This window comes from Pseudomonas sp. PL-6 (genome assembly GCF_054110165.1).
On record NZ_CM134189.1, the window covers coordinates 3,974,909 to 3,996,412 of the forward strand.

The window sequence follows — 21,504 nt, forward strand, 5'->3', positions numbered from 1 at the left end:
ACGGCATCCGGGCTACGCGGCCACCACCTCCACCGGCACGCCATTGAGCGCGGCGTTGCCGGACAGCGCATCGAGCTGGCGTTCGTCGGTCAGGTCGTTGGCGCTGGCGCCCGGCTGCTCACGGGCAATCGCCATCTGCACGCCGGGGCGGGCATGGCCCCAACCGTGCGGCAGGCTGACCACGCCGGCCATCATCTCGTCGCTGGCGGCCACCTCCACCTCGATGCTGCCGACCCGCGAGCGCACCCGCACGCGCTGGCCATCGGCCAAACCACGACTGGCCAGATCCGCCGGATTCATCAGCAACTGATGACGCGGCTTGCCCTTCACCAGGCGGTGGTAGTTGTGCATCCAGGAATTGTTGCTGCGCACGTGGCGGCGGCCGATCAGCAGCAGCTGGTCCGCCGCTGGCGGTAGCTGCGCGGCGAAGCGCGCGAGATCGCCCAGCAGCAGTTCGGGGGCGGCCTCGATGGCTTTCGATGCGGTCTTCAGCCGCTCTGCCAGGTTCGCCTGCAGCGGTCCCAGGTCGAGCCCGTGCGGATGATCGCGCAATGCGGCCAGACTGAGCTTGCGCTCGCTGCGATCGCCATAGGGGCCGAAGCGCAGGCCCATGTCGATCATCTGCTCGGGGGCCATGGTCGGTTTCAGTTCCAGAGCGTTGCGCGCAGCAAAGGCCTTGGCCAGGCCGACGAAGATTTCCCAGTCGTGCAGCGCGCCGTCCGGCTTGGCCAGGATCGCCTCGTTAAAGCGGGTGACATTGCGCACGGCGAAGACGTTGAAGGTGGTGTCGTAGTGGTCGTGCTCCAGCGGCGCGGTGGGCGGCAGGATCAGGTCGGCATGGCGGGTGGTTTCGTTGATGTAGAAGTCCACCGAGAGCATGAACTCCAGACCGTCCAGCGCCTGCTCCAGCTGGCGGCCGTTGGGCGTGGACAGCACCGGATTGCCGGCCACGGTGACCAGCGCGCGGATCTGCCCCTCGCCGGGGGTGAGCATCTCCTCGGCCAGAGCCGAGACCGGCAGCTCGCCGCCGTATTCCGGCAGGCCGGACACGCGGCTCTGCCAGCGGTTGAAATGCCCGCCAGAGGTGCTCGCCACCAGGTCCACCGCCGGCGTGGTGCAGAGCACGCCGCCGACCCGGTCGAGGTTACCGGTGACCAGGTTGATCAGTTGCACCAGCCACTGGCAGAGGGTACCGAAGGCCTGGGTGGAGACGCCCATGCGCCCGTAGCACACCGCCTTGTCGGCGGCGGCGAAATCCCGCGCCAGCTGGCGAATGGCTGCGGCCGGCACGCCGCAACGCTCGCTCATGGCCTCGGCGGTAAATTCGGCAATGGCCGCGCGCACGGACTCCAGCCCCTCCACCGGCAAGTGGCTGGCGCGGGTCAGGCCTTCCTCGAACAGGGTATTGAGCAACCCCAGCAGCAGCGCCGCGTCGCCACCGGGACGCACGAACAGGTGCTGGTCGGCGATGGCGGCGGTCTCGCTGCGCCGCGGGTCGACCACCACCAGCTTGCCGCCGCGGGCCTGGATGGCCTTCAGGCGCTTCTCCACGTCCGGCACGGTCATGATGCTGCCGTTGGAGGCCAGCGGGTTGCCGCCGAGGATCAGCATGAAGTCGGTGTGGTCGATGTCCGGAATCGGGATCAGCAGGCCGTGACCGTACATCAGGTGGCTGGTCAGGTGGTGCGGCAGCTGGTCGACCGAGGTGGCCGAATAACGGTTGCGCGTCTTCAGCAGGCCGAGGAAGTAATTGCTGTGGGTCATCAGCCCGTAGTTGTGCACGCTGGGGTTGCCCTGGTACACGGCCACGGCGTTCTGCCCGTGCTCCGCGCGGATCGCGCTGAGGCGTTCGGCGACCAGCTCGAACGCCTCGTCCCAGGCGATGGCCTGCCACTGCTCGCCGATGCGGCGCATGGGCTGGCGGATGCGGTCGGGGTCGTTCTGGATGTCCTGCAGCGCCACCGCCTTGGGGCAGATATGGCCGCGGCTGAAGCTGTCCTGGGCGTCGCCCTTGATCGAGCGGATCTGCGTGCTGCCGTCAGGCTGCGCTTCGGTTTCGATGGCGAGGCCGCAGATGGCTTCGCACAGGTGGCATGCACGGTAATGGAGGGACTTGGTCATGGCCTGGCCTCTTGTTCTGATGCGAGACGACCGGTCAGGTCGCAGACTTCGAACTATGGGCCGGGCAAGAGGACGACGCCAGCAGCGTTCGTCTCATGAATCGGCAGGCATCATGCCTGCCGATTCAGGGTCGCGACTATCCGGATCAACGGATGGCGGTCACGGTGCCCTTGTGGCCGGTCACGCTGACGTTGACGGTCTTGTACACGAAGTAATCCTCAACGTTCACTTCGTAACGCGGGGCGACGATCACGTCGGCACCCGAGGCCTTGACTGCCTTGTAGGCAGCTGCGGACTTGGCGGAAGCCACCGGGTCGAGACCCAGGGCGAAACCACCCTCGCCACCACCGTAGGTCACGCCGTCGGCGAACTGGGTATCGCCACCCAGCTTGAACACACCAAACAGGATGTTCACCGAAGATTGACCGGAGATGGGCTCGCCCACTTTCACGTCGGCCTGCAGGTTAGTCTTGACGGTACCGTTCAGCGGAACGGCCGGCTGGCTGACGTTCTGGCTGGCACAGCCAGTCAGCAGGGCGAGGGCGGAGAAAGCGGCGGCGTAGGCTACGTGTTTCATGCAAAACTCCTTTGCACATATATTCCATGGGTACCCCATTGCGGGGGCAATGCATTGCCTAGGAAAGGCGGCGGCATCCTAGGAGCGCGTCGCAGAGCGGCGCAAGCAGGGATGTCAGTTTTGTGACATCTCGCACGCAGCTTTGGGAAAAGGCTTACAAAACAGCCCTTTGTCATGGCCAGGCGGGCAATTTGCGCCTTCTCGTCATTTCCTTATAAGATCGCGCCTTCCCCCTGTTTCGTCGCACCCTGCGGCCTCCTGCCGCAAGCCTCGCTGTTTTCCCGGTTTTTGTCGCCGACGCGGGCTTGCGACCTGTAGTGAAAAAGGTAGTTAACGATGAGCGCCAGACACTTTCTCTCGATGATGGATTACACACCGGACGAACTGGTGGGGCTGATCCGCCGCGGCATCGAGCTGAAGGACCTGCGCAATCGCGGCGTGCTGTTCGAGCCGTTGAAGAACCGCGTGCTGGGCATGATCTTCGAGAAGGCCTCGACCCGCACCCGCCTGTCGTTCGAGGCCGGCATGATCCAGCTCGGCGGCCAGGCCATCTTCCTCTCGCCGCGTGATACCCAACTGGGCCGCGGCGAGCCGATCGGCGACGCCGCCATCGTCATGTCGAGCATGCTCGATGCGGTGATGATCCGCACCTTCGCCCACAGCAACCTCACCGAGTTCGCCGCCAAGTCCAGGGTGCCGGTGATCAACGGCCTGTCCGACGACCTGCACCCCTGTCAGCTGCTGGCCGACATGCAGACCTTCCTCGAGCACCGCGGCAGCATCGCCGGCAAGACCGTGGCCTGGATCGGCGATGGCAACAACATGTGCAACTCCTACATCGAGGCGGCCATGCAGTTCGACTTCCAGCTGAAAGTCGCCTGCCCCGAGGGCTACGAGCCGGACGCGCGCTTCCTCGCCCTGGCCGGCGAGCGCGTACAGGTGCTGCGCGACCCGCGCGAGGCGGTGGCCGGCGCCCATCTGGTGAGTACCGACGTGTGGGCCTCGATGGGCCAGGAGGACGAAGCGCAGCTGCGCCTGCAGCGTTTCAAGCCGTACCAGGTCAGCCGCGAGCTGCTCGACCTGGCGGCCAAGGACGTGCTGTTTATGCATTGCCTGCCGGCACACCGCGGCGAGGAGATCAGCGAGGATCTGCTCGACGACCCGCGCTCGGTGGCCTGGGATCAGGCGGAGAACCGCCTGCACGCGCAGAAGGCGCTGCTGGAACTGCTGGTCGAACCGGCGTACCACCACGCATGAGCGAGCCACTGCTGCAACTGCGCGGGCTGAACTGCGGCTACCACGCGCACAAGGTGGTGCAGGACCTGGACCTGCACCTGAACCCCGGCGACATCGGTTGCCTGCTCGGCCCCTCGGGTTGCGGCAAGACCACCACCCTGCGCGCCATCGCCGGTTTCGAGCCGGTGCTCGACGGCGAGATCGAACTGGCCGGCACGGTGATTTCCCGCGCCGGCTTCACCCTGGCGCCGGAGAAGCGCCGCATCGGCATGGTGTTCCAGGACTACGCGCTGTTCCCCCACCTGAGCGTGGCAGACAACGTCGCCTTTGGCATCCGCCAGCAGGAGGGCGCCGAACGCGTCACCGCCGAGCTGCTGGAGCTGGTCAAGCTCGGCCACCTGGCCAAGCGCTACCCCCATGAGCTGTCCGGCGGCCAGCAGCAGCGCGTGGCCCTGGCCCGCGCCCTGGCGCCGGAGCCGCAGCTGCTGCTGCTCGACGAGCCCTTCTCCAACCTCGACGGCGAGCTGCGCCGGCGCCTCAGCCATGAGGTGCGCGAGATTCTCAAGGCGCGCGGCACCAGCGCCATTCTGGTTACCCACGATCAGGAGGAAGCCTTCGCCGTCAGCGACCAGGTCGGCGTGTTCAACAAGGGCCGCCTGGAACAGTGGGACACCCCCTTCAACCTCTATCACGAGCCGTCGACGCCCTTCGTCGCCAGCTTTATCGGCCAGGGCTATTTCATCCGCGGCCAGCTGCTCGGCCCGGACACGGTGCAGACCGAACTCGGCGCCATACGCGGCAACCGCGCCTACACCTGGCCCAGCGGCAGCGCGGTGGACGTGCTGCTGCGTCCCGACGATATAGTGCCGGACCCGCAGAGTTCACTTACGGCACGTATCGTCGGCAAGACCTTCCTCGGCGCCGCCACCCTCTACCGCCTGCAACTGGCCACCGGCAGCCAGCTGGAGTCGATCTTCCCCAGCCACGCCGACCACCTGCCGGGCGACGAAGTGGGCATCCGCGTCGCCGCCGACCACCTGGTGGCCTTCCCGGCCCTGGGCAGCGTGGCGGCCCATGTGCCGCTGGGCGAGTCGGGCGGCGTGCGCCGGGTCAGCAGCAACTGATCCCGGCAACGTCCATAGGCTGTCGCGGGGCCGCCTGGGCCCTGCGCCCCAACGCCCTGCAGACGTGCCCATCTACAGAAACAGCCGGCCACTGGCGATATGCCGGGCATGGCCGGCGATCTTCACCCGCTCGCCCTCCAGCCTGCACAGCAGCTCGCCGCCACGCGCCGAGCACTGCCAGGCGCTCAGCGCGCCTCGCCCCAGACGCTCGGCCCAATAAGGCACCAGGATACAGTGGGTGGAGCCGGTGACCGGGTCCTCGTCGATGCCGATGCTCGGCGCGAAGTAGCGCGAGACGAAGTCGTGGCGCTCGCCGGGCGCGCTGATCAGCACGCCGAGGCCCGGCAGTTCGGCCAGCACCGGCAGGTTCGGGACGAAGCCGCGCACCTCGGCCTCCGAATCCAGCACCACCATCAGCTCCTGCACGCTGCCGTCGCCATTGCGCAGCGCCAGCACCTGCCGCGGCGCACGCCCCAGAGCCTGCTCCACCGCCGTCCACAACGCCTGCTCCACCGGCACGGCGCGACGCACCGGGAAATCCAGCTCCAGCAGCCGGCCCTGGCGGGTGACGCGCAGCGCCCCGGAGCGGCAGACGAACTCCAGCGCCTGGCCCGACTCCTGATACAGATCGAACAACACGCAGGCCGCCGCCAGGGTGGCATGGCCGCACAGCGGCACCTCGCTGGTCGGGGTGAACCAGCGGATATGCCAGCGCTCGCCCTCGCGCACCACGAAGGCGGTCTCGGCCAGGTTGTGCTCGGCGGCGATACGCTGCATCAGCACCTCGTCGAGCCAGGCCTCGAGGCGATAGACCATGGCCGGATTGCCGGCGAAGGGCTGTTCGGTAAAGGCGTCAACTTGATGGAATTCGAGAGGCATGCTGCATTCCTGGCCAGATGAGAGCCGCCAGCATGCCTGCGCAGGGTAAGCCGCAACAGATACAGTTCCTGTTTTCCAGATGCTCTGAGAGCATCGCGGCTGAAGCCGCTCCTACGTTCCTGGGGTGCTTCAGGGCTCGCTGCGCACCCGTTTCACCGCGTCCAGCCAGCCGGCGTAGAGGCGCTCGCGGTGCGCCTCGTTCATCCGCGGCTCGAAGCGCTGCTGGCGGTGCCAGTGGCTGGCGATGGCCTCGAGGTCGGCGTACAGCCCCAGCTGCAGGCCGGCCAGGTAGGCGACGCCGAGCGCGGTGGTCTCGGTGACCTCGGGGCGTTCGACGCCGACGCCGAGGATGTCGGCGAGAAACTGCATGACCCAGTTGTTCTCCACCATGCCGCCGTCCACGCGCAGCGCGCTGGGAGGCGCGGCGCCGTCCTGACGCATGGCCTCGAGCAGGTCGCGGGTCTGGTAGCACACCGACTGCAGGCCGGCGGTGACGATCTCCTTGATCCCGGTGTCGCGGGTCAGGCCGAAGATCGCGCCACGCGCCTTGGGGTCCCAGTAGGGCGCGCCGAGGCCGGTGAAGGCCGGCACCAGGTAGACCCCGCAGGCATCGCCGGTCTGCTCGGCCAGGGCCTCGGTATCGCGCGCGTGGCCGATCAGCTTGATGCCGTCGCGCAGCCACTGCACCGCCGCGCCGGCGACGAAGATGCTGCCCTCCACCGCGTAGGTGACCTCGCCGTTCAGGCGGTAGCCGACGGTGGTCAACAGGCGATTCTTCGACACCACCGGCGTGCTGCCGGTGTTCTGGATCATGAAGCAGCCGGTGCCGTAAGTACTCTTGACCATGCCCGGTTCGAAGCAGGCCTGGCCGATCAGCGCCGCCTGCTGGTCGCCGGCCATGCCCAGCACCGGGATGCTGGCGCCGAGCAGCTCGGCGTCGGTGTGACCGAACTCGGCGGCGCAGTCGAGCACCTCGGGCAACAGGCTGGCGGGAATGTCGAACAGGTCGAGCAGCTCCGCGTCCCACTGCTGGCTGTGGATATTGAACATCAGGGTGCGCGAGGCGTTGCTGGCGTCGGTGCGGTGCACCTTGCCGCCGCTCAGGCGCCACAGCAGGAAGCTGTCCACCGTGCCGAAACGCAGCTCGCCGCGCTCGGCCCGATCCCGCGCGCCGGGCACGTTGTCGAGCACCCAGCGCAGCTTGGTGGCGGAGAAATAGGGGTCGATCAGCAGGCCGGTCTTGGCCGCCACCATGGCCTCGTGGCCGGCGGCCTTGAGCCCGGCGCAGTAGTCGGCGGTGCGACGGTCCTGCCAGACGATGGCCGGGTGGATCGGCGTGCCGCTGACGGCGTCCCACACCAGGGTGGTCTCGCGCTGATTGGTGATGCCGATGGCGGCAATCGCATCGGGCTGCAGGCCGCTGCTGGCGATGGCCTCGCGGCAGACCTTGAGGGTGGACAGCCAGATTTCCTGGCCGTCGTGTTCGACCCAGCCGTCCTGCGGGAAATACTGCTTGAACTCCTGCTGGGCGCGCGCCACCGGCAGGCCCTGGGCGCTGAAGATGATGGCGCGGGAACTGGTGGTGCCCTGGTCGATGGCTAGCAGGTACTGGGACATGCGCGTTTCCTTGTTGTTATGCGGGTGTTGGCCGTAGGAGCCTTGTCGGTATCACTCGCGACCGATGGCGGCGAAGCTGCCCTGAGTGTGCTGCGCCAGCACCTCGGCCGCCAGCTCCACCTCCAGGCCGCGGCGGCCGGCGCTGACGAAGATGCTGGCATGCTCGCGCGCCGAACTGTCGATAAAGGTACGCAGGCGCTTCTTCTGCCCCAGCGGGCTGATACCGCCGAGCAGGTAGCCGGTCGCGCGCTGGGCCGCGGCCGGGTCGGCCATGTCGGCCTTCTTCACGCAGGCGGCCTGGGCCAGCGCCTTGAGGTCGAGGCTGCCGGCCACCGGCACCACCGCCACCAGCAGCTCACCCTTGTCGCTGGCGGCGAGCAGTGTCTTGAATACCCGGGCCGGTGGCAGATCGAGCTTCTCCGCGGCCTCCAGGCCATAGGACGGTGCCTTGGGGTCGTGCGCGTAGCTGTGCACCCGGTGTTCGGCCTTGGCCTTCTTCAACAGATCGATCGCTGGAGTCATGTTCGAATGTGAAAATAATCTGAAAAGATTGCCGTACCTTAGCCGAAATCCCTTTTCGCGGGCAGCCTATAATGGCAAGCCACCAAAGGAAGCCGCCATGAACCTGGCCCCTCGCCAACACGACATCCTCAACCTCGCCCGCGAACGCGGCTACGTCAGCATCGACGAACTGGCCCTGGCCTTCGCCGTGACCCCGCAGACCATCCGCCGCGACATCAACCAGCTGGCCGAACACGGCCTGCTGCGGCGCACCCATGGCGGCGCCGCCTGCGAGGCATCGAGCATCCACAACACCGCCTACGGCATGCGCGCCGGGCAGATGCGCGAGGAAAAGCAGCGCATCGCCGAGGCCGTGGCCGCGCACATCCCCGACCACGCCTCGCTGTTCATCAACATCGGCACCACCACCGAGGCCATCGCCCGCGAGCTGCTCGGTCACCAGGGCCTGAAGATCATCACCAACAACCTGCACGTCGCCGCCCAGCTCAGCGCCAAGGCCGACTTCGAGGTGCTGGTGGCCGGCGGCACGGTGCGCAGCGACGGCGGCATCGTCGGCCAGGCGGCGGTGGACTTCATCCAGCAGTTCAAGGTGGACTACGCCATAGTCGGCATCAGCGGCATCGACGAGGACGGTAGCCTGCTCGATTTCGACTACCAGGAAGTGCGCGTGTCCCAGGCCATCATCGACAACGCCCGCCAGGTGTTCCTCGCCGCCGATTCGAGCAAGTTCGGCCGCAACGCCGTGGTGCGCCTGGGCTCGATCGCCCTGGTCGACCGCGTGTTCACCGACTGCGCGCCGCCCGCCGCCGTGGCCCGCCTGCTGCACGAGCACAAGGTCCACCTCGACCTGGTCTGAATCCCCGCCAGCACCGTTCGGCGCGAAAGCGCGCGCCGGGCTGGCGCACCTGCGCGCATTCGACTAGCATATTTTCGAAAGTGAACATAACCACATTCGAATTCAATAGCGAGTGCCCTGCCATGCCCCACGACCCTCTCGCCAGCCCTGTCGCCGAAGTCTATGACCTCGCCGTGGTCGGCGGCGGCATCAATGGAGTGGGCATCGCCGCGGATGCGGCTGGCCGGGGCCTGGCGGTGTTCCTGTGCGAACAGGACGACCTGGCCAGCCACACCTCCTCGGCCAGCAGCAAGCTGATCCACGGCGGCCTGCGCTACCTGGAGCACCACGAATTCCGCCTGGTGCGCGAAGCCCTGGCCGAGCGCGAGGTGCTGCTGGCCAAGGCACCGCACATCGTCAAACCCATGCGCTTCGTGCTGCCGCACCGGCCGCACCTGCGCCCGGCCTGGATGATCCGCGCCGGTCTGTTCCTCTACGACCACCTGGGCAAGCGCGAGCGGCTGCCTGGCTCGCGCGGCGTGCGCTTCGGCGCCGGCAGCCCGCTCAAGGCCGAGATCGGCCGCGGCTTCGAGTACTCCGACTGCTGGGTCGACGACGCCCGCCTGGTGGTGCTCAACGCCATGGCGGCGCGCGAGCACGGCGCGCATATCCACACCCGCACCCGCTGCATCAGCGCGCGGCGCAGCAAGGGCCTGTGGCACATCCACCTGGAGCGCGCCGACGGCAGCCTGTTCTCCATCCGCAGCCGCGCCCTGGTCAACGCCGCCGGCCCCTGGGTCGCACGCTTCATCGGCGAGGACCTCAAGCAGCAGTCGCCCTACGGCATCCGCCTGATCCAGGGCAGCCATATCGTGGTGCCGCGTCTGCACGACGGCGAGCAGGCCTACATCCTGCAGAACGAGGACCGCCGCATCGTCTTCGCCATTCCCTACCTGGAGCGCTTCACCCTGATCGGCACCACCGACCGCGAATACCGGGGCGACCCGGCGCAGGTGAGCATCAGCGCCGAGGAAACCGACTACCTGCTCGCGGTGGTCAACGCCCACTTCAAGCAGCAACTGAGCCGCGCCGACGTGCTGCACAGCTTCTCCGGTGTGCGCCCGCTGTGCGACGACGAATCGGACGAGCCCTCGGCCATCACCCGCGACTACACCCTGGCGCTGGCCGGCGCGCCGGGCGAGGCACCGCTGCTGTCGGTGTTCGGCGGCAAGCTGACCACCTACCGCAAGCTGGCGGAAGCCGCGATGAACCAGCTGGCGCCGTTCTTCCCCAAGCTGGGCCCGAGCTGGACCGCCAGCGCGCCACTGCCCGGCGGCGAGCAGCTGGACAGCCAGAGCGCCCTGATCGAAGCGCTCTGCACGCGCCATGGCTGGCTGCCGACCAGTCTGGCCAGACGCTGGGCGGCCAGCTACGGCAGCCGCAGCTGGCGCCTGCTCGACGGCGTGCACAACCTCACCGACCTCGGCGAACACCTCGGCGCCGGGCTCTATGCCCGCGAGGTGGATTACCTGCGCCGCGAGGAATGGGCGCGCAGCAGCGCCGATATCCTCTGGCGGCGCAGCAAGCTCGGCCTGTTCATGACCCCGGCGCAGCAGGCCCGCCTGCAGCAGTACCTGCAACCCCATTCGGCCCACGCCGCCTGAACTTCTGCGTGCCCATGCCCCGCTCTGCGGGGCTTTTTTATGTTCCGGGGTACTCGCCCGCTTATTCGCCCAATGAGCCCGGGCCAAAGTTTTTATCGCGTCAATTCAACGACTTGGCACTTTGATGCGGAATTAAAACATTCGTATTCAGTTTTATTTTTACTTATGTTTCAAGCACTTAGGTTTGACAGGCGGCGAATTGGGGCAGAAGATTTGACGTTACCAATCTCACCGCAACACGGCAGGAGCGATCATGAAAGGCGACAAGAAGGTCATCCAACACCTGAACAAGATCCTCGGCAACGAGCTGGTGGCCATCAACCAGTACTTCCTGCACGCGCGCATGTACGAGGACTGGGGGCTGAAGAAGCTCGGCGAGCACGAGTATCACGAGTCGATCGACGAGATGAAGCACGCCGACAAGCTGATCAAGCGCATCCTGTTCCTCGAGGGCCTGCCCAACGTGCAGGACCTGGGCAAGCTGCTGATCGGCGAGAACACCAAGGAAATGCTCGAGTGCGACCTCAAGCTCGAGCACAAGGCCCACGCCGACCTCAAGGCCGGTATCGCCTACTGCGAGAGCATCGGCGACTACGCCAGCCGCGAACTGATGGAAGAAATCCTCTGCTCGGAAGAGGACCATATCGACTGGCTGGAAACCCAGCTGGGGCTGATCGAGGCGGTCGGCCTGCAGAACTACCTGCAGTCGCAAATGGACGAATAAACCCTATTGGCCAGATGAAGAACGGGAGCCAGTGGCTCCCGTTTTTTATTGCCGCTGTTCACTGGCTCAAGAAGGTCGTGGGAGGGACTTTCGGCTCGGGCATCCTGCCTTGTGATGAATGCCGCAGCCCGTAGGCGACCCCATGGATGGGGGAGGTAGGAAAAACGCCGGGAGCGTTTTCGAGAACGGGCGCGGCGCTACCCCCTGCATCCATGCAGTCGTGGCCGCGACGAGGATCGCCGCGAAAGCGCCGCCCACCCTGGAACTTCAGCGCGCCTCCTCCTCCTTGACCCGGAACCAGGCGGCGTAGAGCGCCGGCAAAAACAGCAGGGTGAGCGCCGTGGCCACCACCAGGCCGCCCATGATGGCCACCGCCATCGGCCCGAAGAACACGCTGCGCGACAGCGGGATCATCGCCAGCACCGAGGCCAGCGCGGTCAGCACTATGGGCCGGAAACGCCGCACCGTGGCCTCGATGATGGCGTGCCAGCGGTCCAGGCCGGCGGCGATGTCCTGCTCGATCTGGTCGACCAGGATCACCGAGTTGCGCATGATCATGCCGGCCAGGGCGATGGTGCCGAGCATGGCGACGAAGCCGAACGGCTGGCGGAAGATCAGCAGGAACAGGGTCACCCCGATCAGCCCCAGCGGCGCGGTGAGAAACACCATGGCCGAGCGCGAGAAGCTTTTCAGCTGCAGCATCAGCAGGGTCAGCACCACCACGATGAACAGCGGCACCCCGGCGTTCACAGATTTCTGCCCGCGCGCCGAATCCTCGACCGTGCCGCCCACGTCCAGCAGGTAGCCGTCCGGCAGCTCGGCGCGGATCGGCTCCAGGGTCGGTAGGATCTGCGCCACCAGGCTGGCCGGCTGCTCCTTGCCGTACACGTCGGCGCGCACGGTGACGTTGGGCAGGCGGTTGCGGTGCCAGATGATGCCTTCCTCGAAGCCGTACTCCAGGGTCGCCACTTGCGACAGGGCCACGCTGCGGCCGCTGTCGGTGGGCACCGCCAGGCTCGGCAGCAGGCTCAGCGACTGGCGCTCCTGCACGGTGCCGCGCAGGAGAATCTCGATCAGCTCGTTGCCTTCGCGGTACTGGCTGACGCTGGTACCCGACAGCGCGCTCTGCAGAAAGCGCGACAGCTCGGCGGTGTTGACCCCCAGGGCGCGTGCGCGCTCCTGGTCGACGTTGAGGTAGATGACCTTGCTCGGCTCCTCCCAATCCAGGTGCACGTTGACCACATGGGGGTTCTCGCGCACCTTGGCCGCCACCTGGCGCGCCAGCGCACGCACCTCGTCGATATGCTCGCCGCTGACCCGGAACTGCACCGGGTAACCCACCGGCGGGCCGTTTTCCAGGCGACTGACGCGGCTGCGCAAGCCGGGGAATTCGTCGTTCATGGTCTGGATCAGCCAGCTGCGCAGGCGCTCGCGCTCCTCGATGCTGCCCGCCAGCACCACGAACTGGGCGAAGCTGGCCGCCGGCAGTTGCTGGTCCAGCGGCAGGTAGAAGCGCGGCGAGCCGGTGCCGACGTAGGCCACGTAGTTGTCGATCCCTGGCTGCGTCTTGAGCAGCGCCTCCAGGCGCTTGACCTGGGCCTCGGTGGCGGCGAGCGAGGCGCCCTCCTCCAGCTTGATGTCGACCATCAGCTCCAGGCGTCCGGAGGCCGGGAAGAACTGCTGGGGGACGAAACGAAACAGCAGCACGGCGGCGACGAACAGGCCGAAGGTCAGCAGGATCACCGTCCTGCGCCGGCGCACGCACCATTCCACCGTGGCCCGCACGCGCCGGTAGAAGGGCGTCGCATAGGGATCGTGGCCGGCGTCGCTGCCGCCGTGCTTGGCCGCGTGCAGCTTGGCCAGGTCGGGCAGCAGCTTGTCGCCCAGGTAGGGCACGAACATCACCGCGGCGATCCACGAGGCGACCAGGGCGATCACCACCACCTGGAAGATCGAGCGGGTGTACTCGCCGGTGCCGGACTGCGCGGTGGCGATCGGCAGGAAGCCGGCGGCGGTGATCAGGGTGCCGGTGAGCATGGGGAAGGCAGTGCTGGTCCAGGCGTAGCTGGCCGCCTTGAAGCGGTCGTAGCCCTGCTCCATCTTGATCGCCATCATCTCCACCGCGATGATCGCGTCGTCCACCAGCAGGCCGAGGCCGAGCACCAGGGCGCCGAGGGAAATCTTGTGCAGGCCGATCCCCAGGTAGTACATGCTGGCGAAGGTCATCGCCAGCACCAGCGGGATCACCAGCGCCACCACCAAGCCAGTGCGCAGGCCGAGGGAGAAGAAGCTGACCAGCAGCACGATCACCAGCGCCTCGACCAGCACGCGGACGAACTCGCCGACCCCAGTCTTCACCGCCGCCGGCTGATCCGACACCTTGCGCAGCTCCATGCCCAGCGGCAGGGTCTGCTGCAGGCGGGCGAACTCGCCCTCCAAGGCCTTGCCCAGCACCAGGATGTCGCCGCCGGCCTTCATCGATACCGCCAGGCCGATGGCGTCCTCGCCCATGAAGCGCATGCGCGGCGCGGGCGGATCGTTGAAGCCGCGCTTGACCTCGGCCACGTCGCCGATGCGGAAGGTGCGGTCGCCGACGCGGATGGGGAAGTCGCGGATTTCCTCCACCGACTCGAAACGCCCGGTCACGCGCAGCTGGATGCGGTCGCTGACGGTCTCGAAGAAGCCGGCGGCGGCCACCGCGTTCTGCGCCTCCAGCGCCTGCTGCACCGCGGCCAGCGGCAGGCCGAGGGTGGCCAGCTTGGTGTTGGACAGCTCGATCCAGATCTTCTCGTCCTGCAGGCCGACCAGCTCCACCTTGCCGACGTCCTTGACCCGCTGCAGCTGCAGCTGGACGCGGTCGGCGTAGTCCTTGAGCACCGCGTAGTCGAAGCCGTTGCCGGTCAGCGCGTAGATGTTGCCGAAGGTGGTGCCGAACTCGTCGTTGAAGAACGGCCCCTGGATGCCGGCTGGCAGGGTGTGGCGGATGTCGCCGACCTTCTTGCGCACCTGGTACCACAGCTCGGGGATTTCCGAGCTGCGCATGGAATCGCGCGCCATGAAGGTCACCTGCGACTCGCCGGGGCGCGAGAAGCTGGTGATGCGGTCGTACTCGCCGGTCTCCATCAGCTTCTTCTCGATGCGCTCGGTGACCTGGCGCGACACCTCTTCGGCGCTGGCGCCCGGCCAGTTGGTGCGGATCACCATGGCCTTGAAGGTGAAGGGCGGGTCCTCGCTCTGCCCCAGCTTGGTGTAGGACAGCGCGCCGACCACGGCCAGCAGCAACATGATGTAGAGGACGATCTGGCGGTGGCGCAGCGCCCAGGCGGACAGGTTGAAGCTCATCCGGGCTTACTCCTTGGCGGCCAGTTCGACGTTGCGGTTGTCGCGATCGACCGGGCGCACCTGCTGGCCCTCGCGCAGCACCTGCACGCCGGCGGCCACCACCCAGTCGCTCGCGGCCAGGCCTTCGAGCACCGGCACGCGGTCGTCGCTATAAGCCCCGACGCGCACCAGGCGGCGCTGCACCTTGTGTTCCTTGGGCTCGACCACCCAGACGAAGGGCTGACCCTGCTCGGCGCTGAGCGCCGACAGCGGCACCGCCAGCGGCACCTCGCCGTTGCTGGCGATGAACACCCGCGCGCTCTGCCCCAGTTCGGCCGGCACCTTGCCCTCGGTGAAGGCGACGCGCGCGGCGAAGGTGCGCGACTGCGGATCGGCGGCCGGCGCCATCTCGCGGATGCGCCCGGGGAAACGCTGATCCGGCTGCGACCACAGCTCCACCTCGACCGCCTGGCCGATCCGGAAGCGCTCGAAGCCCTGCTCCGGCAGGCTGATCAGCACCTCGCGCTCGCCGTCGGCGGCCAGGGTGAACACGGTCTGCCCAGCGGCCACCACCTGCCCCACTTCCACCGCGCGACGGGCGATCACCCCGTCCTGGGAGGCGCGCAGCACGGCGTAGCCGGCCTGGTTGCGGGCCACGTCGTACTCGGCCTTGATCTGCTTGAGGCGCGCTTCGCCGGCGCGGTAGAGGTTCTCGGTGTTGTCGTACTGCGAGCGGCTGACCAGGTTGCGCGCCAGCAGGGTCTTGTAGCGATCGCGCTCGGCACGCACGGTCTGCAGGTTGGCCTCGGCGGCGGCCACCTGGGCGCGGATGGCCTCCAGCTGCAGGCGCACGTCCTGCGGGTCGAGCTCGGCCAGCGGCTGGTCCTTCTTCACCCGCGCACCGACGTCCACCAGACGCTTGGCCACCTTGCCACCGATGCGAAACGCCAGGTCCGGCTCGAAACGCGCGCGCACCTCGCCGGGGTAGCTGTCGACCAGGGCGCCGGCCGGTTGCGGCTGCACCACCATGGCCGGACGAATGGGTTGCTCGACCTGCTCGCCGTTGCCGCACGCGGACAGCAGCAGGGCAAGGGTGAGGGACGCTACAAGAGGCATGGCATGGCGGAACATGGCGAATGACCTGTGACGACGAAGGTTTGGAATATTTGTACTGGCGGGTATAGTAAAAATAGCAAACTCACCAGTCCAGTATTAAAATCCGCCGATGCCTAACAAGTTGTTACCGCCCGCCGGTCCCGGTCGCCCCAAGGACCCCGCCAAACGCCAGGCCATTCTCGAAGCGGCCAAGACTCTGTTCCTGCGCCATGGCTACGATGGCAGCAGCATGGACGCCATCGCCGCGGAAGCCGGGGTGTCCAAGCTCACGGTGTACAGCCATTTCACCGACAAGGAGAGGCTGTTCTCCGCCGCGGTGAAGGCCAAGTGCGAGGAGCAGCTGCCCGAGCTGCTGTTCGAGCTGCCGGCGGGCGTGCCGATCGAGACGGTGTTGCTGAGCATCGGCCGCGGCTTCCATGCCCTGGTCAGCAGCCGCGAATCGGTGGAGCTGCACCGCATGATGGTCAGCCTGGCCAGTCAGGATCCCAAGTTGGCGCTGATGTTCTACCAGGCCGGGCCGCAGCGCGTGCTGCAGGAGATGGCGGCGCTGCTGCGCAGGGCCAACGCCAACGGCCTGCTGCAGATCGCCGACCCGCTGGGCGCGGCCGACCAGTTCTTCAGCCTGGTCAAGGGCGGCGCGCATTTTCGCCTGCTGATCGGTTGCTGCGCCCCGCTCGAGGGCGAGGCCGCCGAGCGGCACGTGCGCGAGGCGGTGGAACTGTTCCTGCGCGCCTATCGGCGCTGAAGCCCGGGCTCCTGGGGGGCGCCGCCAGCAACCGGATGCGCCCTATGCCCCTTCCAGCTTCTTCTTCGGGTAGATGTCGTAGCGGCTGGACTTGCCCTCCAGCACGTAGCCGGGCTTCGTCCCGTCGATGGCCGGCGCCTTGCGCGGGCGCTTGACCACCACCCGGTGGCTGGCCAGCGCCAGGGCCGCCTCCAGCAGTGCCGGGGCATCCAGGTCGTCGCCCACCAGCGGGCGGAACAGGCGCATTTCCTTCTTCACCAGTGCGCTCTTGTCGCGATGGGGAAACATCGGATCGAGGTAGATCACCTGCGGCGGCTCGCCCTGCCACTGGCGCATCAGCTCGATGGCATTGCCCGTCAGCAGGTGCATGCGCGCGGCAATCGGCGCCACCTCCAGGCTCAACTCGGCACGCGCCAGGCCGTCCTCGAGCAGGGCGGCGATCAGCGGCTGACGCTCGATCAGGGTCATGCTGCAGCCCAGGCTGGCCAGGACGAAGGCATCGCGCCCCAGCCCGGCGGTGGCGTCCAGCACCCGCGGACGGATGCCAGGCTGCACGCCGACCGCCTTGGCGATCATCTGCCCGCTGCCGCCGCCGAACTGACGGCGATGGGCCGTGGCGCCCTCGACGAAGTCGACCCGCACCGGCCCCGGCGCCTTGTCGCCCAGCTCCGCCAGCTGCAGGCCGTCCGCGCCCAGTTGCAGGGCGAACTCGGCGTCGCCGCCCAGCGCCAGGCCGAGACGCGCCGCCCAGCGGGCCGCCGCCTCGGCGTAGAAAGGTTGCAGGGCATCCATGCGGATGCGGGCGCTATGCCGCTCGTCGCTCATCGGGAAAACTGCTCAAAAAACGTTCAACTGATCGACCGCGCGGCCGACAACCTCAACCAGCGGCATTCTGCCAGACCCAGCCCCCTGCGCCGCAAAGAGTTTGCCCATGTTCGACGCCCTCTCCGCCCCGCGCCCCGCCGCCAGCCCGACACGCACACCCGCCCGCGAGGACGAACTCGACGCCGGCATGCGCGAATCGCTCGACTACCAGATCCTCCGTCGCACCCTCGGCATCGCCGAACAGGACGCACTGGGCGAGGTCGCCCGCGAAATCCGCGCGGCCGCCGCCCCGCCGGCGGTCAGCGCGGCGGCGGCCACGGTCAGTCAGGCGCTGGTCGAGCAACGCAGCCTGGAGCTGAACGTCACGGCCGGCGGCCAGGCGCAGCAGACCGACCCGCTGGTGCTCGATCTGGCCGGCGACGGGTTCGCCACCAGCGGCCTGCAACGACCGCAGCGTTTCGACCTGGACGGCGACGGCCGCCAGGACTGGATCAGCGTACCCACCGGCGACGACGCCCTGCTGGCTCTGGATCGCAATGGCAACGGCCGTATCGACGACGGCCGCGAGCTGTTCGGCGACCAGCACGGCGCCGCCAACGGTTTCGCCGAACTGGCCAGGTTCGACGACAACGGCGACGACCGCATCGACACCGCCGATGCGGTGTTCGCCGACCTGCGCCTGCTGCGCTTCGACGCCGCCGGCCGCCAGCACAGCCAGAGCCTGGTCGACGCCGGGGTCGGCGCCATCAAGCTGAAGGCGCGCGACGTCAGCATCGCCCTCGGCGCCTACGACCAGATCGCCCAGCTCGGCCGCTTCGAATTCGCCGACGGCCGCAGCGGCCAGGCCGCCGATCTGCTGCTGGCCCAACGCTGAATCCGGGCTACGCGCTAGAGCAACCCCAGCTGCTCCAGCTCCGGCTCGACCTGCAAGGTCGGCAGCTCCGCCAGGCCGGGCAGGCGCAGGCGCAACTGCTCGTGGAAACGCCGTGCCAGCTGCGGCGCCAGGCGATTGTCGGCGGTGTGGACGAAGACATGGGGGCGTCGCCCCTCCTCGATCCAGGCGGCGACCTTGTCCAGCCAGGGCGTCATGAAGGGGTCGTTGGCGAGCAGCTCGGGATGGCCGATAAAACGCAGCTGCGGGCTCTGGCTGAAGGCCGTGGGGCGGGTCGGCAGGCGCGGTTTCTTGGCCTGGGCATGCAACACCGCGGGCGCCTGCGACGCGCAGCTGAACAGGGCGCGCGAGTCCAGGCAGATACGCTCGATGCCGCGCTCCAGCAGCAGGCGATTCAAGGCGCGCTCGGCCTCGCCCTTGGCGAAGAACTGTGCATGACGCACCTCGATGGCCAGCGGCCAAGCGCCCCACCACTCGACGAAGGCCGCCAGCTCGTCCAGCCGTGACGGACCGAAGCTGGCCGGCAACTGCAGCCAGTAGGGTGCGACGCGTTCGCCGAGCGGCGCCAGCAACCGACGAAAACGCTCGACCGCCTCCAGTTGCTGGCACAGGTCGTCGCCGTGGCTGATATCGCGCGGCAGCTTGGCGCAGAAACGAAAGTGCGCCGGCATCTGCTCGGCCCAGCGCGCCACGGTCTGCTCGCTGGGGCGGGCGTAGAAGGTGGTATTGCCCTCCACGGCGTTGAATACCTGGGCATAACGACTGAGGAAGTCGGCCGCTCGGGTGTCGCCGGGGTAGAGCGTGGACCGCCAGGCCGCCTCGCTCCAGGAGGGGCAGCCGAGGTAGTACGGCAACATCAGAACCTGTTTACGATCTGCTGCGCGTCGGCCCTGCTGCGTTGAAACCAGGCTCGGAATGCTCATTTACAACAGTAAACTCCGCTTCCTCGCCTGATTTCGCCTTGCATGGCTCTAGCTCGCGAGATCCTAAACACGTTCTCAGGCGTAGAGGTCGAGACCGAGCACTTGCTGCGCGTCAGCCTCGCTGGCGTAGCTGGCGGTGGCGCCGTAGCTGGCCAGCGCCTGGGCGGCGCGGTTGCTCAGCGCGGGTTGCGGGTAGCCGATATCCTGGGCGCGCGCCGGCAGGCTGTCGCCATTGCCGCTGCTGGCCTGCACCCGGCGGATCTGCGGGGTCTGTTCCAGGCCCTGGCTGCTGGCCGGGGCGGCCGGCTGCTCGCGTTGTACCTCGACCTCGCGCTGCGCCTCGCGATAGGGCGTGACCGCAGTCCCCGAACGGGGGCCGCGATCCGGCGAATAGGAAGGTAGGTAGGCGTCGATGCGCATCTACAACTGCTCGGTGGGCTCGGCTGGAAAGTAGACAATGCTGGCAATGTAGCGGCGCCCGGCGGGCTTGGCAAATACCGCAGGGCCGTCTGGCCCTGCCGGGCGACCGGGGGTCATGCCGGCGGCGCCTTGGGCGTGGCCACCTGATCGCGCAGGTAGACCGGCTGGGCCTGGTCGGCCGCCACGGCCTCGCCGCGCGCCCAGGCGAATTGCGCCAGACTCAGCAGATCCTCGGCGTGGGGCAGCAGGCTGCCGTCCATGGCCGCCGGTTTGAGCGCGATGCGCGCGGCATAGCTACCCCAGCCGGTGCCGGCGCCGAACCAGTCGCCGCTGGCGCCGCGCGGCGCCTCGGCCTGCTCCGGCGGCAGTACCGCCTCCTGGCCGAGCAGGCGCATCTCGCCGGCCTCGGCGCGGTAGCAGCCCCAGTACACCTCGTCCATGCGCGCATCGATGGCTGCCGCCACCTGGCGCGCGCCCTGCTCGCGCAGCGCGCGCTGGGCCAGCACCGCCAGGTTCGACACCGGCAGCACCGGACGCTCCAGGGCGAAGGCCAGGCCCTGGACCACGCCGATGGCGATGCGCACCCCGGTGAAGGCGCCCGGGCCGCGGCCGAAGGCGATGGCATCCAGCTGCGCGGCGGCGATGCCGGCCTCGCCCAGCAGCTGTTGGATCATCGGCAGCAGGCGCTGGGCGTGCAGGCGCGGCGCCACCTCGTAGTGGCTGAGCACGCGGCCATCGTGCAGCAGGGCAACGGAACAGGCTTCGGTGGCGGTATCCAGGGCCAGGATCGTGGTCATCGGGTTCGCATGGCTGAAGAAAAAAGAGCCGGCATTAGACCGGCTCGAGGCTTTTTTTTCCAGCACCAGGATGGTCACAGGCCGCTAGCGTGCGACCAAAGGACGCCCTTAGAGCCTGTTCAAAGGCTCGCGAGCTAGAGCAATGCAAGGCAAAAACAGGCGAGGAAGCGGAGTTTACTGGTGTAAATGAGCATTCCGAGCCTGTTTTTAACGCAGCAGGGCCGACGCACAGCAGACTTTGAACAGGTTCTTACCAGGGTTCGACCACCGGCTCGGCCTCCCAGGCCTGCAGCGGCGCCTTGGACCAGGTGCCGTAGGTTGCGTTGGGGAACACGATCCACTCGCTGCCCCATTTGCCCGCCTCGCTGGCCACGGTAGTGCGCTGCTGATCCAGCGGCGTCTTGCGAAAACGCGCGTCGAAATCGTGCAGGGTATCGCCGAGCAGCAGCACGATCTGGTGCTCGGCGCTGACGATGGCGCGCCGCTCGACCTTGGGCGGGCCGAGCAACAGCACGCTTTCTTCCGAGACCTGGGGCAGGCCGAGTTTGCTCAGGGTGGCCAGGGTGTGCTGCTTCTGCTCGTCGGCGCGGTCGGAGATATAGCGGATGGTCACGCCGAGCTGGTCGGCGTGCTGCAGGAACTGCTTGGCACCGGGGATCAGCGCGGGCGTGCCGTCGCGCTCCCAGGGCAGCCAGGTGTCCCAGGCGTCGTATTGGTGACAATTGGCCAGGTCGCGCGCCAGCAGCGCGCTGTTGTCGATCACGGTTTCGTCCAGGTCGGTGACGATGGCCAGCTTGGACGGGTCTTTCGCCGCCGCCACGGCCGCATCCAGCTTCTGCGTGGCGATATTGTAGGCCTGCAGCTGCAGCGCCTGGATTTCCGCCGACTGCTGCTGGAAACGCAGGCCCATGGCGAACTCGGCAACCGCGCACTCCTGCTTGGCTTGTGCCTTGCTGTCGGCGAACGCCACGCAACTGCCCAGCAGCGTTATGGCCAGGCCCAGCCAGATGACACCCTTTCCTGTTTTCTCGGTCATTGCACGCCCTCTCTTCCTTAGTGGTTCACGGATCGACATGCCCATGGCAAGCGCCGGGCAGCCGGAGACTAGCGTCGCCGATGGTAGAAAGGCTGACGAGCGCAGCCATGCCCGAGAGCGACCCGGACTT

19 protein-coding genes are annotated in these 21,504 nt (G+C 67.7%); 7 read left to right on the forward strand and 12 right to left on the reverse strand.

Annotation, left to right across the window (positions count from 1 at the left end; genetic code table 11):
• Nucleotides 1-12: 12 nt before the first annotated feature.
• Together ACW9UL_RS17140 and ACW9UL_RS17145 are read right to left on the reverse strand one after the other, a co-directional pair.
• Nucleotides 13-2,121, reverse strand: a complete 2,109-nt coding sequence (locus ACW9UL_RS17140; protein WP_457787755.1) for a molybdopterin oxidoreductase family protein — start codon at nt 2,119-2,121, stop codon at nt 13-15.
• 145 nt (nt 2,122-2,266) lie between these two features.
• Entirely contained in the window at nt 2,267-2,698 is a 432-nt protein-coding gene (locus ACW9UL_RS17145) for a hypothetical protein (RefSeq protein WP_021445192.1), read from the reverse strand.
• Nucleotides 2,699-3,034: 336 nt separating this feature from the next.
• Here ACW9UL_RS17145 and argF point away from each other — a divergent pair, with 336 nt between their 5' ends.
• Both argF and ACW9UL_RS17155 read left to right on the forward strand, forming a co-directional pair.
• Nucleotides 3,035-3,955 carry an ornithine carbamoyltransferase gene (gene argF, locus ACW9UL_RS17150; RefSeq protein ID WP_397498348.1) on the forward strand — a complete coding sequence of 307 codons (921 nt, stop codon included), beginning with the start codon at nt 3,035-3,037 and terminating at the stop codon, nt 3,953-3,955.
• Complete coding sequence (locus ACW9UL_RS17155; protein ID WP_457787756.1) at nt 3,952-5,058, forward strand: ABC transporter ATP-binding protein; 1,107 nt, start codon at nt 3,952-3,954, stop codon at nt 5,056-5,058. Before argF ends, ACW9UL_RS17155 begins: the two co-directional genes overlap by 4 nt.
• A 72-nt stretch (nt 5,059-5,130) precedes the next feature.
• Here the strand turns inward: ACW9UL_RS17155 and ACW9UL_RS17160 are convergent, their stop codons facing one another.
• The 3 genes from ACW9UL_RS17160 to ybaK form a co-directional block, all read right to left on the reverse strand.
• On the reverse strand, nt 5,131-5,937 hold the full coding sequence (locus ACW9UL_RS17160) for a PhzF family protein (RefSeq protein WP_457787757.1): 807 nt from the start codon (nt 5,935-5,937) through the stop codon (nt 5,131-5,133).
• A 129-nt stretch (nt 5,938-6,066) separates the two neighbouring features.
• Nucleotides 6,067-7,554, reverse strand: coding sequence for a glycerol kinase GlpK (glpK, locus tag ACW9UL_RS17165; protein ID WP_457787758.1), 1,488 nt, complete (start codon nt 7,552-7,554; stop codon nt 6,067-6,069).
• 51 nt (nt 7,555-7,605) lie between these two features.
• On the reverse strand, nt 7,606-8,076 hold the full coding sequence (ybaK, locus tag ACW9UL_RS17170; RefSeq protein WP_031303518.1) for a Cys-tRNA(Pro) deacylase: 471 nt from the start codon (nt 8,074-8,076) through the stop codon (nt 7,606-7,608).
• Between the two features lie 97 nt (nt 8,077-8,173).
• Between ybaK and ACW9UL_RS17175 the strand changes: the two genes are divergently transcribed.
• The 3 genes from ACW9UL_RS17175 (at nt 8,174) to bfr (ending at nt 11,299) form a co-directional block, all read left to right on the forward strand.
• Entirely contained in the window at nt 8,174-8,932 is a 759-nt protein-coding gene (locus tag ACW9UL_RS17175) for a DeoR/GlpR family DNA-binding transcription regulator (RefSeq protein ID WP_021445198.1), read from the forward strand.
• Between the two features lie 122 nt (nt 8,933-9,054).
• Nucleotides 9,055-10,575: a glycerol-3-phosphate dehydrogenase gene (gene glpD, locus ACW9UL_RS17180; RefSeq protein WP_457787759.1), complete on the forward strand. Its 1,521-nt coding sequence runs from the start codon at nt 9,055-9,057 to the stop codon at nt 10,573-10,575.
• A 253-nt stretch (nt 10,576-10,828) separates the two neighbouring features.
• On the forward strand, nt 10,829-11,299 hold the full coding sequence (gene bfr, locus ACW9UL_RS17185) for a bacterioferritin (protein ID WP_021445200.1): 471 nt from the start codon (nt 10,829-10,831) through the stop codon (nt 11,297-11,299).
• Nucleotides 11,300-11,566: 267 nt separating this feature from the next.
• Here bfr and ACW9UL_RS17190 read toward each other — a convergent pair whose 3' ends face one another.
• The gene (locus ACW9UL_RS17190; RefSeq protein ID WP_457787760.1) at nt 11,567-14,641 is read right to left on the reverse strand and encodes an efflux RND transporter permease subunit; all 3,075 of its coding nucleotides are present in this window, start codon (nt 14,639-14,641) and stop codon (nt 11,567-11,569) included.
• Between the two features lie 6 nt (nt 14,642-14,647).
• A complete protein-coding gene (locus ACW9UL_RS17195) occupies nt 14,648-15,751 on the reverse strand; it encodes an efflux RND transporter periplasmic adaptor subunit (protein ID WP_457787761.1) in 1,104 nt (367 codons plus the stop codon).
• A gap of 94 nt (nt 15,752-15,845) precedes the next feature.
• Here ACW9UL_RS17195 and ACW9UL_RS17200 point away from each other — a divergent pair, with 94 nt between their 5' ends.
• Nucleotides 15,846-16,481, forward strand: coding sequence for a TetR/AcrR family transcriptional regulator (locus tag ACW9UL_RS17200; RefSeq protein WP_457787762.1), 636 nt, complete (start codon nt 15,846-15,848; stop codon nt 16,479-16,481).
• 42 nt (nt 16,482-16,523) lie between these two features.
• Here the strand turns inward: ACW9UL_RS17200 and ACW9UL_RS17205 are convergent, their stop codons facing one another.
• Nucleotides 16,524-17,273, reverse strand: a complete 750-nt coding sequence (locus tag ACW9UL_RS17205; protein WP_457790983.1) for a class I SAM-dependent methyltransferase — start codon at nt 17,271-17,273, stop codon at nt 16,524-16,526.
• A gap of 139 nt (nt 17,274-17,412) precedes the next feature.
• On the opposite strand from ACW9UL_RS17205, the gene ACW9UL_RS17210 reads away from it, so the two are divergent.
• Nucleotides 17,413-18,180, forward strand: coding sequence for an SPM autocatalytic domain-containing protein (locus ACW9UL_RS17210; protein ID WP_457787763.1), 768 nt, complete (start codon nt 17,413-17,415; stop codon nt 18,178-18,180).
• Nucleotides 18,181-18,194: 14 nt separating this feature from the next.
• Here ACW9UL_RS17210 and ACW9UL_RS17215 read toward each other — a convergent pair whose 3' ends face one another.
• From ACW9UL_RS17215 to ACW9UL_RS17230, 4 genes are all read right to left on the reverse strand, one after another.
• A complete protein-coding gene (locus ACW9UL_RS17215) occupies nt 18,195-19,058 on the reverse strand; it encodes a DUF72 domain-containing protein (RefSeq protein WP_457790985.1) in 864 nt (287 codons plus the stop codon).
• Between the two features lie 138 nt (nt 19,059-19,196).
• The gene (locus ACW9UL_RS17220) at nt 19,197-19,541 is read right to left on the reverse strand and encodes a hypothetical protein (RefSeq protein ID WP_021445036.1); all 345 of its coding nucleotides are present in this window, start codon (nt 19,539-19,541) and stop codon (nt 19,197-19,199) included.
• 113 nt (nt 19,542-19,654) lie between these two features.
• Nucleotides 19,655-20,338, reverse strand: coding sequence for a tRNA (adenosine(37)-N6)-threonylcarbamoyltransferase complex dimerization subunit type 1 TsaB (gene tsaB, locus ACW9UL_RS17225; protein WP_457787764.1), 684 nt, complete (start codon nt 20,336-20,338; stop codon nt 19,655-19,657).
• A gap of 250 nt (nt 20,339-20,588) precedes the next feature.
• On the reverse strand, nt 20,589-21,374 hold the full coding sequence (locus ACW9UL_RS17230; protein WP_457787765.1) for a 5'-nucleotidase, lipoprotein e(P4) family: 786 nt from the start codon (nt 21,372-21,374) through the stop codon (nt 20,589-20,591).
• Nucleotides 21,375-21,504 lie beyond the last annotated feature (130 nt).